Here is a 13,688-nt window from a genome sequence, read left to right on the forward strand (position 1 = left end):
GCATCGGAAGATGTGTGCGCATGGCGTGATGCTCCTTCCACCACGAGCAAAGCCCGCGGCATCGCGCCGAGCCACTTACGCAAAAATCCCGACAGACTCGGAGAACCTATGGTGATGCCATGGGGCCAGGGGAAGAGATGGATGTGAACGAGGCAAGGGAGGGGTTCGAGAGACGGCACGCTGACCGCGAGACCTCGAACCAAATCGTGCTGGAGCGTCTTCGTGCCGCGGGTTACGAGGCGGATCTGGACGAGTGGCTCACCTTGAAGGAGCCGCTGACCGAAGCGGAAACCGCAGTGGTCCTGGAGCTGATGCACGATCAGGCGTTGTTCGGATACAGCCGGAACTACCTCGCTCGTGGTCTGGAACGTGCGACCAAGACCGTGTCCTTCGACGAGCTGATTGAGCTCTACCTCGGCACCGACGATCCGAGCGTTGAGGAGGGGCTGGCCTCGGCGATCGAGGTGCGGGCGAAGAAGATCGACTATCCGAAGCTGGTCGCTCTCGTCACCGGTGAACATGCCGGACGCTACGCCTCTGCGTTCTTTTTGCGGAAGGTGAGGCGTTACGGCGGTGAAGAAGGCCGCAAGATCCTCAAATCGCTTGTAGACGATCCCGAATACGGGTGGACGGCCCACCACCTGTTGACTGGTCGGGAGAGAAAGCCACAGTGACTCCTAGAACCCCATCACCTGCTGGAAGCGCGGGCGGCTGCCCGTGCGTACGCCCGTGACGCTCGGCTTGTTGTCGTAGACGCCGACGGCCCAGTTGCCCTCAACGAGCACGGGGCCGGTCGGCCCCATCACGACGTCCCAGCCGACGTAGCGCACCTCGGGCACGACCCCGACGACCTTGTCCATGAAGGGCTGCACCGTCTCGAACAGCGGCAGCTGGAAGTCCGGGATCGAGACGCCGGACTCCGGGTGCACGTGGTGCACGCTGTCGTGGGAGTCGTAGCCGGGGCCCTTCGAGTGTCCGGTCTCGATGTCGAGCATCGTGTAGAAGCCGCCGTAGGTCTGCTGGTCACTCGCCGCCCCGCGGCCGAACTTCTGCGCCATTGAGAGGATGCGGGCGCGCTGCCCGTCGTAGAAGGCGGTGACACGCGTCGTGTTGACCGTGCCAGGGCAGAGCTCGGCGAGCGTCGGATGCTGCACGATGAGCTCTTCGAGCAGGGTCTGCCCCTTGGCGATCAGCGACTCGCGGAACCCGGCCCAGTCGGTGACGTCCTTGGCCTCATGCCGCTCGACGCCATGCCCCGAGTTGCTGAACGGCACCTTGCCCATCACGCGCCCGTGCCGGGTGACGAAGTCGCGCACCTCGTCGACAGACGCCCCCTCGACCCGCAGCCATTCGCGGCCGAGGAACTCGTCGAAGGCCTCGTTGAAGGCGATCTTGTCCTGGAAGATCAGCCGGCCTGCCGGAGCGTCGAACTGCTCGGAGAGGCGCTGCGAGAGCGGGTGCGTCATGAACGTCTTCCGCTCGGCGGCGGTCAGCATCGCGAAATCCCAGTCGACGTAGTCCTGGAAGGCGGTCTCGTGGAACCCTGCCTCAAGAAGCATGTCGACGAGCACGACCGCGGTCGACTTGTGGTGCTGCTTCGCGGCTTCCCGAGCCCGGTGCACGACCGAGCCGACGTCGATGCGCCGAGCACGGCTCACAACCTGATTGATGCGGGCACTGAGGCCGGAGCGAGGGCTCACGAGGACTCCTGAAAAGGGGAAACGGGTCGACGGGGTCACCCGATTATAGGGAAGCCGCCGATGCCACCACCGCTGGTTAGGCTGGCCCCAGAACGGGCCCAGACGAAAGGACCCAACAATGCCGATCGGCCGCCCCGGCGTCGAGGTCAGCGCCGTCATCGATCTCGGCGCGATCACGCGCAATGCGCGCGCGGCCGTGGCATCCGCCCTCACTCCCCTGCTCGCCGACGTGCGCCACGATGCGCTCGGTCACGGGCTCACGCAGGTCGCGCGCGCGGCGCTCGACGCGGGCGTCGAGGGCCTGCTCGTCTCGCCCGCTGAGACGGATGCCGCACGCGCGGCGTTCCCCGACGCGACGATCGTGCCGGCGTCGCCCGCCGCCGCCGTGCCCGCGCAGTGGGCGCTCGTCAGTCGTGAGCTCTACGGCCTGCCCGGCACCGCGGGCGAGCCCGTGCTGCGCGCCGCCGGGCGCGTCGTGAACGTCAAGCCGGTGCGGGCTCGGGAAGGCGTCTCGTACGGCTATCTGCACCGCGCGCCGACCGACAGCAGGCTCGCGCTGGTGACGGGCGGCTACGCGCAGGGCGTCGTGCGCGCCCTCGGCAGCCGAGCCGACGTGATGATCGACGGGCGGCGACACCCGATCGTCGGGCGGGTCGCGATGGATGTGTGCGTCGTCGACATCGGCGACGACCCCGTCGCGATCGGCGACGAGGTGGTCTATCTCGGCACCGCCGACGGGGAGCCGACGCTGGCGGAGTGGGCCGAGGCGACCAAGCTCGACGCCGCCGAACTCGCCGTCGGCGTCGCCTCGCGCTTCGACAAGGAGTACCGCTCGTGACCGCCCGGCTCGTCATCGATCTCGCCGCGTTCGACCGCAACGTGGCCGCCCTGCGTGCGCGCGTCGCGCCCGCGCAGTTCATGCTCGTGGTCAAGAACGACGCGTACGGGCACGGTCTCGAACCCATCGTCTCGCGGGCGCTCGCGCAGGGCGTCGAATGGGTCGGATGCCTCGACCTCGGCACCGCGCTGGCGGTGCGGGCGTTCGCCGGCGGCGCGCCGCGGCTCTTCGCGTGGCTGCTGTCGCCCGATGAGGACCTCGCGGCAGGCATCCGCGCCGACGTCGATCTGGGCGTCGGCAGCGCGGTCGTGCTCGAGGCGGTCGCTGCGACGGGCGCTGCCCTGGGACTGGTGCCGCGCGTGCACCTCAAGATCGACACGGGGCTCAACCGCAACGGCGTGCGACGCGAGGCGTGGCCGGAGTTCGTGTCGCGCGCCGCGGTGCTCGAGGCCGAGGGCCGGGTCGCGGTCGAGGGCGTCTGGAGCCACATCTCCGAAGCCTCGGACGCCGAGGACGACCTCGCGCGAGCCCGCTTCGACGAGGCCGTCGACCAAGCGCGCGAGGCGGGGCTGCGGCCGAGGCTGCGGCATCTGGCGGCGAGCGCGGCGGGCACGCTGCGGCCAGAATTCGACTACGACCTGGTGCGCATCGGGGCGTTCAGCTATGGCATCGCGCCGGCCGGCGGCCCGTATGCCGACGAGCTCGGCATCACCCCCATCGCCTCGCTGCGCGCGCCGGTCGCCGCGGTCGAGGGCGGCCAGGCCTTCGTCGCGGTCGGCGCCTGGCACGGGCTGCCGTCGAGCGCCGCGGGGCGGGTGACCGTGGCGGTGCGCGGGGCGGCTCGCCCCGTCATCCGCATCGACGCCGAGTACCTCGTGATCGCCGCTGCCGACGCCGAGCTCGCCGTCGGCGACGAGGCCGTCGTGTTCGGCGACGGCGCCGAGCACTCGATCACCTCGACCACCTGGGCCGAGGCGATCGGCACGATCGGCGAGGAGCTGCACACCCGGCTCGACGCGCGCCTTCCGCGCGAGTACGTCGGCTAGGCCGACGCCGCCTCTTCCGCCACCTTCTCGGGCAGCGGGAAGATCGCCTTCAGCAGGTCGCCGACCCAGGCGATGAGCTCGGTGTCGGGCAGGTGCTGCCCGTCGACCGTCTTGATCGGCACCGAGATCGCGCGCTGCTGCTGGAAGTGCTTGGCCCCCGGGTACATGCGCTGCAGCCGCACCTGGATCGAGTCGGCGAGATCCGCCGGCGCGAGGCGCAGGTTCGACCCCATGGTCACGACCTCGCCGAGCCCTGCGAGCTGCGCGTGCCTGCGCAGACGCGCGACCGCGACGAGGTTCTGCACGGGCTCGGGCAGCTCGCCGTAGCGGTCGGTGAGCTCCTCCACGACGAGATCGATCGCGTTGTCGCGCGCGTTCGGGCCGGACGCCGCCGACAGCTTCTGATACGCCTCGAGCCGCAGGCGCTCTGAATCCACATAGTCCTCGGGAATGTGCGCGTCGACGGGCAGCTCGAGCCGCAGCTCGGTCTGGCCCTCCGCGACGTCGCCGCGGAACTGGCCGACGGCCTCGCCGATCATGCGCAGGTACAGGTCGAAGCCGACGCCTGCGATGTGGCCGGACTGCTCGCCGCCGAGCAGGTTGCCCGCGCCGCGGATCTCGAGGTCCTTCAGCGCGATCTGCATGCCCGAGCCGAGCTCGTTGTTGGCCGCGAGCGTCGAGAGCCGGTCGTGCGCCGTCTCGGAGAGCGGCTTGTTCTCGTCCCACAGGAAGTACGCGTAGGCGCGCTCGCGCCCGCGGCCGACGCGCCCGCGCAGCTGGTGCAGCTGCGACAGGCCGTACTTGTCGGCGCGGTCGATGATGATCGTGTTCGCGTTCGAGATATCGAGCCCGGTCTCGATGATGGTCGTCGAGACGAGCACGTCGAACTTGCGCTCCCAGAAATCCACCACGATCTGCTCGAGCGTGTGCTCGCTCAGCTGGCCGTGCGCGACGGCGACGCGCGCCTCGGGCACGAGCTCCGCGATCTGCGACGCGACCCGGTTGATCGACGAGACTCGGTTGTGCACGAAGAACACCTGGCCCTCGCGCAGGATCTCTCGCCTGATCGCCGCCGCCACCTGCTTGTCGTTGTAGGGGCCGACGAAGGTGAGAATCGGATGCCTGTCTTCGGGGGGCGTCGCCAGGGTCGACATCTCGCGAATCCCCGTGACGGCCATCTCGAGGGTGCGCGGGATCGGGGTCGCGCTCATCGCCAGCACGTCGACGTTGGTCTTGATCTTCTTCAGCGCGTCTTTGTGCTCGACGCCGAAGCGCTGCTCCTCATCGACGATGACCAGCCCGACATCCTTGAAGGTCACGCCCTTCGCCAGCAGGCGGTGGGTGCCGATGACGACGTCGACCGTGCCGTCGGCGAGCCCGTCGAGCACCTCCTTCGCCTCTTTGTCGGTCTGGAAGCGGCTGAGCTGGCGCAGGTGCACCGGGAAGCCGGCGAAGCGCTCGCTGAACGTCTCGAAGTGCTGCTTCACCAGCAGCGTGGTCGGCACGAGCACCACGACCTGCTTGCCGCCCTGCACCGCCTTGAACGCAGCGCGAACGGCGATCTCGGTCTTACCGAAGCCGACGTCGCCCGAGATCAGGCGGTCCATGGGGATCGGCCGCTCCATGTCGGCCTTGACCTCGTCGATGGTCTGCAGCTGGTCGGGGGTCTCGGCGAAGGGGAACGCGTCCTCGAGCTCCTGCTGCCAGGGCGTGTCCGGCGGGAACGCGAAGCCCTTCGCGGCCATGCGCGCCGAATACAGCTTCACGAGCTCGACCGCGATGTCACGCACCGCACGGCGCGCCTTCGACTTCGCGGCGGCCCAGTCGCTGCCGCCCATCTTCGACAGCGCGGGCTCCTCGCCGCCGACGTAGCGGGTGAGCAGGTCGAGCTGGTCGGTCGGCACGTAGAGCTTGTCGCGCGGGCCGCCGCGCTTCGACGGCGCGTACTCGAGCACGAGGTACTCGCGCTTCGTCTTCACCGCGTTGCGGCCGCCGCTCGAGACCTCGCGCTGCACGAGCTCGACGAACCGGCCGATGCCGTGCGTCTGGTGCACGACGATGTCGCCTGCCTTCAGCTGCAGCGGGTCGACGACGTTCTTGCGCCGACTGCCCAGCTTCTTCACCTGGCGGGAGTCGTAGCCGATCGTGCGCCCGTAGAACTCCGTCTCGCCGATCAGGGCGAGCTTCTCCTCGGGCAGCTCGAAGCCGTGCTCGACGGCGGCCTTCACCAGGTAGGCGACGCCCGCCTCGGCATCCGCCGGGTAATCGTCGACCACGCGTGCGGCAAGCCCTGCCTCGCCGAGCACGTCGGACGCGCGGCCGACCAGGCCCTGGCCGGCGGCGGCGATGACGACCTTCCAGCCGCCCTGCAGCAGCTCGCCGACGTGCTCGAGCGCGCCCATGACATTGCCCTGGAAGCTCGGCACCGCGTTGCCCGCGACGCGTACGGCGTCGCCCGCCTCGCCGGCGTCGAAGGTCGAGAAGGTCCACCACGGGCTGTCGGGGACGCTCGCCTTCAGCGCCTCGAGCGTCAAGAAGTCGCCCGCCTCGAGGTCGATGGGCGCGGCGGCGCCGACCGTGGCGGCGCTCCACGCCGCGGCGAGGAACTCGCGGTTGGTCTCGGCGAGGCTGACCGCGCGGCTCGCGACCCGCTCGGGCGCGACGACGGCGACGGCGGCGCCCTCGGGCAGATAGGCCGTGACGGGGACGAGCTTGTCGACGAGGGCCGGTGCGAGCGACTCCATGCCCTCGACCGGGATGCCCTGGCCGACCCGCTCGAGCAGGCTCGACAGGCTCGGGAACTCGTGCTGCATCTCGCGGGCGCGCTGACGCACACTCTCGGAGAGCAGCAGCTCGCGGCTCGGCGGCAGCGTCGCCTTGTGCACGGGCTCGGCGAGCGAGCGCTGGTCGGCGACCGAGAACCACCGGATCTGGTCGACCTCGTCGCCGAAGAAGTCGATGCGGTACGGGTGCTCGGCAATCGGGCTGAACACGTCGAGGATGCCGCCGCGCACCGCGAACTCGCCGCGGCGCGTGACCATGTCGACGCGCGCGTAGGCGAGATCGACGAGCGTCTGCGTGATGCGATCGAGGTCGTAACCCCGATGACCGACCTCGAGCTCGACGGGGTCGATGTCGGTGAGGTTGTCGGCGATCGGCTGCAGAGCGGCGCGCACGCTGGCGACGACGATGAGCGGATGCCTGGTCTCCGGCGCCTCGGACTGCCACTGCTTCAGCCGCCGCAGCGTCGTGAGTCGGCGCCCCACGATCTCGGCGCTGGGGCTCAGGCGCTCGTGCGGCAAGGTCTCCCACGCGGGGAACTCGATGATCTCTGCCTCTGGCGCGAAGCTCGGCAGCGCCTGGCGCAGAGCCTCGGAGTCGCGGCCCGTCGCGGTGACCACCAGCAGCGCCTGCTGCTCCTTCGGGCGCTTTGCGAACAGAGCCGCGAGCAGCGGCACCCGAAGGCCGTCAGTGGCCTGGAAATCGGCGGCGCGACTCGCGTACGCGAGGGCGTCGTCGAAGCTCTGGGCGCGCGAAAGCGCCTCGATCAATCCCTCGAGTACCACGCGTTCAAGTCTACGGAAGGCGCGTCCAACTGCCCTGGACGGTCACCGCTGCGCCGCGTGAGCCGCCGGCGGGTGCGGTGGTGACCGTCTGGCGCAGTCGAGAGGGCGCGCTACGCCGACTTCGTGTGGAACTTGAGCTGGGCGGCGGTGAGGCCGTCGGTGGTGATCAGCTCGATCGCGTCGGCGGCATCGGCGATCAAGATCGGCAGATTCTTCCGCTCGGCGGAACTGAACGCTTTGAGGACGTGATCTGCGGCATCCGATGACCCGGGCGGACGCCCGACACCCACGCGCACGCGCGTGAAATCACCGGTCCCCGTCGCCTTGATGATGTCGCGCACGCCGTTGTGACCGCCGTGGCCGCCGCCGAACTTGAGCTTCAGGGTGTCGAACGGGATGTCGAGCTCGTCCTGCACGACGATGAGCTGCGACGGCTCGAGCGAATAGAACTTGAGCAGCTGCGATACCGGGCCGCCCGAGGTGTTCATGTAGCCGTTCGATTTCGCGAGGATCAGCTTCGGGCCGCCGACGCGCAGCCGTCCCTCGGCCACGTGCGAGTTGGTCTTGTGCGATTTGAAGGTGGCGGATGCCCGTGCTGCCAGCTCGTCGACGACCATCTGCCCCACGTTGTGCCTGGTATTCGCATACGCGGGCCCGGGGTTGCCGAGGCCGACGACGAGCCAGGTGTCGGTGGGTTGAGCCATAGCTCCTAACGGTACGCGAAAGGCGGGCGCCCCAATGGGAGCGCCCGCCTTCGGTGAAGCGGTGCCTACTCGGCGGACTCGCCGGCGGACTCACCGGCAGCGGTCTCGGCCTCGGCGGCTTCCTCAGCAGCCTCGGTCTCCTCCGCCTCGGGTGCCGGCGGGTTCACGATGCCGACGACCAGCGTCTCGGGGTCGGTCACCAGGGTCGCACCGGCGGGCAGCTCGAGGTCGCCTGCGGTGATGTGCGTGCCGGCCTCCTTGCCCTCGACGTCGACGACGACGCGCTCGGGGATGTTGGTCGCCTCGACCTCGAGCGACACCGTCGAGGCGTCCTGCTCGGCAATGGCCGAGCCGAAGGGCTCGCCCTCGAGGTGCACCGGAACGTCGACGGTGACCTTCTCGCCGCGCTTGACGACGATGAGGTCGATGTGCTCGATGATCTGACGCACCGGGTCCTTCTGGACGTCCTTCACGAGCGCGAGCTCGGACGCGCCGGCGATGTCGAGCTCGATGACCGCGTTCGCCTTGCGGACGAGAAGCATGGTCTCGTGGCCGGGCAGCGTGATGTGGCGCGGCTCGGTGCCGTGACCGTAGATGACGGCGGGGATCTTGTCGGCTGCGCGGATCTTGCGCGCAGCACCCTTGCCGAAGGACTCGCGGACCTCGGCAGTGAGCTTGTCAGCCATGTGAATGCCTTTGCTGTCGGTGGGCTTCCCGCCCACGTCTGGTGTGTGATTTCAACTCGAACGCGTTGCGCGCGTGAGGAATGACGTGAAGCCGGTTCCACCGCGTCGATTACGGATGCCTGCCCTGTCGCTTGCGCGATGGTGAGGCATCCCTCGCCGAAGTTGCTGAAAGTCTACCAGCGCCGCCGGGCTGCTTCCTGGCCGTGCTGCCCGTTACTCCCCAGGGAGGATGCCCGGTGTCGGCTGCCGCCCCTACGCTGACCCCATGCCGGACTCCGAACGCTCAGCGCTGCGCGTGTGGGCGCCGGTCGTGCTCTCCGCCCTCATCCAGGTCGGGACGACCGCCGGCATTCTCGGCGCGCGGTCGTTTCAATGGCGCGCGCAGCACGGGCCGCGGTTCGGGCCGGCGGCGAACCCGCTGGTCGACGCCGAGCTCCACCCGATCAACCCCGCCGTCGCGGTCCTCCTCGTGCTGCTGGCATTCGTCGGGCCCGTGCTGTTGATCTGGATCAGGCGCCGCCCCGGCCCGATCCTCATCGCCATCGCCGCCTCTGCAGTGGTCGGCGAAGGTCTGATGCTGCTCGCGGCATCCGCGATCGCCTTCTACATCTCCGTGATCTTCGCCGTCGTGATCGCGGTCCTCCACGACGCGCGGCTGTGGGCGTGGATCGTGACCGGCGTGCTCTGGCTCACCCCGATCGGGCTCTACCTGGTGAACCGCAATCCGGCGAGCCTGTTCCTGCTCGTGCCCTGGACGATCGTGTCGATCGCGGTGCTGGTGATCCCGCAGTCCGCGCGCAACCGGCGTCTCTGGCGCGAGCAGCAGCTGCGCGACGCCGAGGCGCGGCGCGCAGAGGAGGCGCAGGCCGAGCGCGTCCGCATCGCCCGCGAGCTGCATGACGTGCTGGCGCATTCGCTCAGCCAGATCAACGTGCAGGCATCCGTCGGCCTTCATCTGTTTGAGACGCAGCCCGAGAAAGCGGCGACTGCACTCGCGAACGTGAAGGACACGAGCAAGCACGCGCTCGACGAGGTGCGGCAGGTGCTGGGGATGCTTCGCGGCGACGCGCCTCTCGCCCCGGAGCAGGGGCTCGCGGGTCTCGGCGCGCTGGTCGATGAGCTGAAGGCGCACGGCCTCGACGGCACCCTGGCGGTGGCGGCTGGGCTGAACGCCGAGGACGTGTCCGCCGCGACGCAGCAGGCGGTGTACCGCATCGTGCAGGAGGCCCTGACAAACGTCACCAAGCACGCCGCCGCGCATCGGGTTGAGGTCGAGGTGACCGGCGACGACGAGTGGCTCTCGGTGCGGATCTCCGACGACGGCGTCGGCGCCGCGGCTGGGGCCTCGCCCGACGGCCGCGGACTGCTGGGCATGCGCGAGCGCGCCGAGTTGCTCGGCGGGACGTTGACGGCGAGTCCTGCGCCCGGCGGCGGGTTCCGGGTCGAGGCGCGCCTTCCTCTCGGCGGTGCTCGATGATCCGCGTCGTCGTCGCCGATGACCAGGGCCTGATCCGAGCCGGTTTCCGCAGCCTGATCGACTCGGAGCCCGACCTCGAGGTCGTCGGCGAGGCCGGCACGGGGCGCGAGGCGCTCGACGTCGTGCGGGCGAAGCGGCCCGATGTGGTGTTGATGGACATCCGCATGCCCGACGGCGACGGCCTGTGGGCGACCGAGCAGATCGCGGCCGATCCGGGGCTGGCATCCGTTCACGTCGTGATCGTCACCACCTTTGAACTCGACGAGTACGTCGCGCGCGCGTTGAAAGCGGGGGCGAGCGGATTCCTCGTCAAAGACACCGAGCCCGTCGATCTGCTGCGCGCGGTGCGCGTCGCGGTGGCCGGCGAGGCCCTGCTGTCCCCCGGCGTGACGAAGCGGCTGCTCGACCAGGTGGTGGCCGGGCGAGCGCCGGTCGACGACTCGCACCTCGCCGTGCTCACCGACCGCGAGCGCGAGGTGCTGCGGCTCGTCGGCCGCGGGCTGACGAACCAGGAGATCGGGGCCGAGCTGTTCCTCAGCCCCCTGACCGCGAAGACCCACGTGTCGCGCATCATGACGAAGCTCGCCGCGCGGGATCGGGTGCAGCTCGTGGTGATCGCCTATGAGACCGGGCTCGTGCCGTAGGGCACTGCTCCTTCCGGAGTACGCGCGATCACTCCCCCGGGCAGATTCGGTCGGGCGCGCCGCTCGAGACGCTGGTGGTGTTGGCGGGCAGAGCCGTCAGCGCAAACGCTCGAAAGGAATCGCTCATGAACACCGCACTCGCCACCGCCGCGGCCGCCGCTCACTGGGCCGGCCCCGGTCCGTTCTTCCCGTTCTTCTTCGTCATTCCGCTGTTCTGGATCGCGGTCATCGTCGCGCTGGCCATCGTGTTCAGCCGCCGGCGCCGTGCCATGTGGGGTTACTGGCACGAGCAGAGCTCGAGCTCGGCCGAGCAGACACTCGCCCAGCGCTACGCCAACGGCGACATCGACGAGCAGGAGTACCGCGCGCGCCTCGAGGTGCTGCGCGCCAACCGCCCCCAGTTCGGCCCCGGCGGCCCGCGCCCCTGAGCCCCTGAGCCACTGAGCCCCTGAGCCACTGAGCCGCTGAGCCGCTGAGCCGCTGAGCCGCTGAGCCCCAGCCTCCGGTGCGGCAGCCGGCGCTGCGGCCGACGACGGGCCGTCGAAACACTCTCCGTCGGCAAGAGATCCGGGCAGACGCTCCACGGGCGCCCGGATCTCTTGCCTACGGAGACTCTTCGCGATGCAGTGCGTCTCGGGCGAGGACGGAAGACGCCTCGCGAGGCAGCGCTTTTCGGGCGACGCGTCAGGCGAGGACGGAAGACGCCTCGCGAGGCAGCGCTTTTCGGGCGACGCGTCAGGCGAGGACGGAAGACTCCTCGCGAGGCAGCGCGTGTCAGGCGACGCGTCTCAGGCGAGGACGTCGGCACACACCTCTGCGAAGAGCGCATCAGGGTCGTTCGGCACTCCGCGCCGCTCGAACCAGGTGCAGACGTTGCGTACATCACGCTCGAGCAGCTCGAATCCATTGGGGTTCGTGATGACGTCGACGATCTGCGGCAGGTCGATCACGATCACCCGACCGCGGTGCCAGAGAAGGTTGTACGGCGAGAGGTCGCCGTGCGCGCTCTGCGCGGCCGCGAATCCGTGCAAGATCTCGATCGCCTGATCGAAAGCCTCGCTCAGTTCGGCCGGCGAGAGCGGCGCATTCGCCAGCCGGGGCGCCGCGACACCGTCATCGCCGATGAACTCCATGAGGATCTCGGTGTACGAGATCTGCACCGGGTACGGCACGGGGAGCCCGCGCCGCCAGAACTCGCAGAGTGCGGCGAACTCGGCACTCGCCCACTGGCCGGCTGCAACCGTGCGGCCGTATGAAGATTTGCGCTCGATCGCCCTCTGGTCGCGACTGCGCCGCTCGCGCCGCCCCGCGGTGTAGGCGCTCGAGCGGTGGAAGTCGCTCTGCTCGGCTGAGCGGTAGCGCTTGGCGGCGAGAACGGATGCCTGACCCGGAGCTCCCGGCGAGGCATCCGGTATCGCCCTCTCGATCAGGAACAGGTCGGCCTCTTTGCCGGTCTTCACCAGGCCGAGCTCGGTGTCGAGGGCTGCGGCAGAGGTGACGACCCAGTCGGGCCGCGGCTCCGGGCCGCGTTCGAGAGGCTGGGTGGCCGGCCAGGTGGACCAGCGCTGGCCTTCGCCCGGCTCGACGTCGGCGAAGGCGAAGGTGGGAACGACGAAGTCGTCGCCGAAAACGGACACTGCGGTCTCCAATGAGCAGGAGGCCGCGGCGATTGCTTAGAGCGCGGCCCCCGGGAAGGACGTGGACATGCAGGCGCTGAAGATCTCAGTCATGCTCATCACTCCTTCCGTCATCGGTCGCGAACAGGTTCGCTCACGCTACCAGTCGTGCATCGAGCCGTCGAGCAGGCGGTTGACCGGCAGATAGGCCGCCTCGTAGGGGTGCGCCGCGGCCGCCTCGTCGTCGTAGGTGACACCGAGACCCGGCTCGTCCGAGGCATCCAGCAGCCCGTTCGCGAAGGTGTACGTCGCGTGGAACACGTCGTGCGTCGTGGGTGCGTGCCGCATGTACTCCTGGATTCCGAAGTTCGGAATGGCGAGCCCCAGGTGGATAGCGGCGGCGAGGCCGACGGGCGAGACATCCGTCGGCCCGTGCACGCCCGACTTGATCTGATAGACGCTCGCGTAGTCGAAAATGCGACGCAGCCCGGTAATGCCGCCCGCGTGAGTGACGGGGCTGCGCACGTAGTCGATGAGCTGCTCTTCGATCAGCGTCTTGTAGTCCCAGATCGTGTTGAACACCTCGCCGATGGCGAGCGGCGTGGTGGTGTGCTGGCGCACGAGGCGCAGCGCGTCCTGGTTCTCGGCGGGCGTCACGTCTTCGAGCCAGAACAGGTCGTAGGGCTCGAGGGATTTCCCGAGCTTCGCCGCCTGGATGGGAGTGAGCCGGTGGTGGCCGTCGTGCAGCAGCGGCAGCTCCGGCCCGAATTCGTTCCGCACCGCCTCGAACACTCCGGGGATGTGTCGCAGATACGCCCGCGTGTCCCAGGTCTCTTCGACGGGAACGGCGCTGCGGCGCGCCGGCTCGTAGTCGTAGCGCTCGTCGGTGCCGGCCTCCGCGCCAGCCCGCGCGTTGGCGGACGACGCGACACCGTAGACAGACGGCAGGCCGGGGATGCCGGTCTGGATGCGGATCGCACGATACCCCTCTTCCTGGTGCTCGCGGATCGAGTCGAACAGCTCGGGCAGCTCTGCCCCCGAGGCGTGGCCGTAGACCAGCAGCCCGTTGCGCGAGCGACCGCCTAGAAGCTGATAGAGCGGCAGCCCGGCGACCTTTGCCTTGATGTCCCACAGGGCGGTGTCGACGGCGGCGATCGAGGCCATCGTGACGGGGCCACGGCGCCAGTACGCGCCGCGGTAGAGGTACTGCCACGTGTCCTCGATGCGGTGCGCGTCACGGCCGATGAGCAGCGGCGCGACGTGCTCGCGCAGGTAGGCGGCGACGGCCAGCTCGCGGCCGTTCAGCGTCGCGTCGCCGAGGCCCGTCACGCCGTCGTCGGTCGTGATGCGCAGCGTGACGAAGTTGCGCCCCGGGCTCGAGACCAGGACTTCGACCTTTTCAATCACCACG

12 protein-coding genes are annotated in these 13,688 nt (G+C 69.4%); 6 read left to right on the forward strand and 6 right to left on the reverse strand.

Going from position 1 to position 13,688, the window contains the following annotated elements; all coding sequences use genetic code 11:
- The first annotated feature begins 137 nt into the window (after positions 1-137).
- A complete protein-coding gene (locus tag ABD736_RS06260) occupies positions 138-674 on the forward strand; it encodes a hypothetical protein (protein WP_344790878.1) in 537 nt (178 codons plus the stop codon).
- A 3-nt stretch (positions 675-677) separates the two neighbouring features.
- Here the strand turns inward: ABD736_RS06260 and ABD736_RS06265 are convergent, their stop codons facing one another.
- Positions 678-1,700, reverse strand: a complete 1,023-nt coding sequence (locus ABD736_RS06265) for a sugar-transfer associated ATP-grasp domain-containing protein (RefSeq protein WP_344790879.1) — start codon at positions 1,698-1,700, stop codon at positions 678-680.
- Positions 1,701-1,818: 118 nt separating this feature from the next.
- Here ABD736_RS06265 and ABD736_RS06270 point away from each other — a divergent pair, with 118 nt between their 5' ends.
- The gene (locus tag ABD736_RS06270) at positions 1,819-2,538 is read left to right on the forward strand and encodes an alanine racemase C-terminal domain-containing protein (RefSeq protein WP_344790880.1); all 720 of its coding nucleotides are present in this window, start codon (positions 1,819-1,821) and stop codon (positions 2,536-2,538) included.
- Entirely contained in the window at positions 2,535-3,584 is a 1,050-nt protein-coding gene (locus ABD736_RS06275; RefSeq protein WP_344790881.1) for an alanine racemase, read from the forward strand. The genes ABD736_RS06270 and ABD736_RS06275 overlap by 4 nt, the downstream gene beginning before the upstream one ends.
- Here the strand turns inward: ABD736_RS06275 and mfd are convergent.
- From mfd to ABD736_RS06290, 3 genes are all read right to left on the reverse strand, one after another.
- The gene (mfd, locus tag ABD736_RS06280; protein ID WP_344790882.1) at positions 3,581-7,150 is read right to left on the reverse strand and encodes a transcription-repair coupling factor; all 3,570 of its coding nucleotides are present in this window, start codon (positions 7,148-7,150) and stop codon (positions 3,581-3,583) included. The genes ABD736_RS06275 and mfd overlap by 4 nt on opposite strands.
- A 110-nt stretch (positions 7,151-7,260) precedes the next feature.
- Positions 7,261-7,854: an aminoacyl-tRNA hydrolase gene (gene pth / locus ABD736_RS06285; protein ID WP_344790883.1), complete on the reverse strand. Its 594-nt coding sequence runs from the start codon at positions 7,852-7,854 to the stop codon at positions 7,261-7,263.
- A 65-nt stretch (positions 7,855-7,919) separates the two neighbouring features.
- On the reverse strand, positions 7,920-8,540 hold the full coding sequence (locus tag ABD736_RS06290) for a 50S ribosomal protein L25/general stress protein Ctc (RefSeq protein WP_344790884.1): 621 nt from the start codon (positions 8,538-8,540) through the stop codon (positions 7,920-7,922).
- Between the two features lie 265 nt (positions 8,541-8,805).
- On the opposite strand from ABD736_RS06290, the gene ABD736_RS06295 reads away from it, so the two are divergent.
- The 3 genes from ABD736_RS06295 to ABD736_RS06305 all read left to right on the forward strand — a co-directional run bounded on the left by ABD736_RS06295 (position 8,806) and on the right by ABD736_RS06305 (position 11,089).
- Positions 8,806-10,017, forward strand: coding sequence for a sensor histidine kinase (locus tag ABD736_RS06295; RefSeq protein WP_344790885.1), 1,212 nt, complete (start codon positions 8,806-8,808; stop codon positions 10,015-10,017).
- Positions 10,014-10,661, forward strand: coding sequence for a response regulator (locus tag ABD736_RS06300; RefSeq protein WP_344790886.1), 648 nt, complete (start codon positions 10,014-10,016; stop codon positions 10,659-10,661). Before ABD736_RS06295 ends, ABD736_RS06300 begins: the two co-directional genes overlap by 4 nt.
- A 125-nt stretch (positions 10,662-10,786) precedes the next feature.
- Positions 10,787-11,089, forward strand: a complete 303-nt coding sequence (locus ABD736_RS06305) for an SHOCT domain-containing protein (RefSeq protein WP_344790887.1) — start codon at positions 10,787-10,789, stop codon at positions 11,087-11,089.
- Positions 11,090-11,449: 360 nt separating this feature from the next.
- On the opposite strand, the gene ABD736_RS06310 is transcribed toward ABD736_RS06305, so the two are convergent.
- Together ABD736_RS06310 and manD are read right to left on the reverse strand one after the other, a co-directional pair.
- Positions 11,450-12,298, reverse strand: a complete 849-nt coding sequence (locus tag ABD736_RS06310) for a serine protein kinase RIO (RefSeq protein WP_344790888.1) — start codon at positions 12,296-12,298, stop codon at positions 11,450-11,452.
- Between the two features lie 138 nt (positions 12,299-12,436).
- Positions 12,437-13,687 carry a D-mannonate dehydratase ManD gene (gene manD / locus ABD736_RS06315; RefSeq protein WP_344790889.1) on the reverse strand — a complete coding sequence of 417 codons (1,251 nt, stop codon included), beginning with the start codon at positions 13,685-13,687 and terminating at the stop codon, positions 12,437-12,439.
- Between the last annotated feature and the right edge of the window lies 1 nt (position 13,688).

This window comes from Gryllotalpicola daejeonensis (assembly GCF_039538145.1).
Taxonomy (GTDB): domain Bacteria; phylum Actinomycetota; class Actinomycetes; order Actinomycetales; family Microbacteriaceae; genus Gryllotalpicola; species Gryllotalpicola daejeonensis.

What these genes read in the sequence shown, in the direction of transcription:
- ABD736_RS06295 (WP_344790885.1), top strand. Translation starts at nt 8,806, where the DNA reads ATGCCGGACTCCGAACGCTCAGCGCTGCGCGTGTGGGCGCCGGTCGTG.
- pth (WP_344790883.1), bottom strand. Translation starts at nt 7,854, where the DNA reads ATGGCTCAACCCACCGACACCTGGCTCGTCGTCGGCCTCGGCAACCCC.
- ABD736_RS06300 (WP_344790886.1), top strand. Translation starts at nt 10,014, where the DNA reads ATGATCCGCGTCGTCGTCGCCGATGACCAGGGCCTGATCCGAGCCGGT.
- ABD736_RS06260 (WP_344790878.1), top strand. Translation starts at nt 138, where the DNA reads ATGGATGTGAACGAGGCAAGGGAGGGGTTCGAGAGACGGCACGCTGAC.
- ABD736_RS06305 (WP_344790887.1), top strand. Translation starts at nt 10,787, where the DNA reads ATGAACACCGCACTCGCCACCGCCGCGGCCGCCGCTCACTGGGCCGGC.
- ABD736_RS06270 (WP_344790880.1), top strand. Translation starts at nt 1,819, where the DNA reads ATGCCGATCGGCCGCCCCGGCGTCGAGGTCAGCGCCGTCATCGATCTC.
- ABD736_RS06290 (WP_344790884.1), bottom strand. Translation starts at nt 8,540, where the DNA reads ATGGCTGACAAGCTCACTGCCGAGGTCCGCGAGTCCTTCGGCAAGGGT.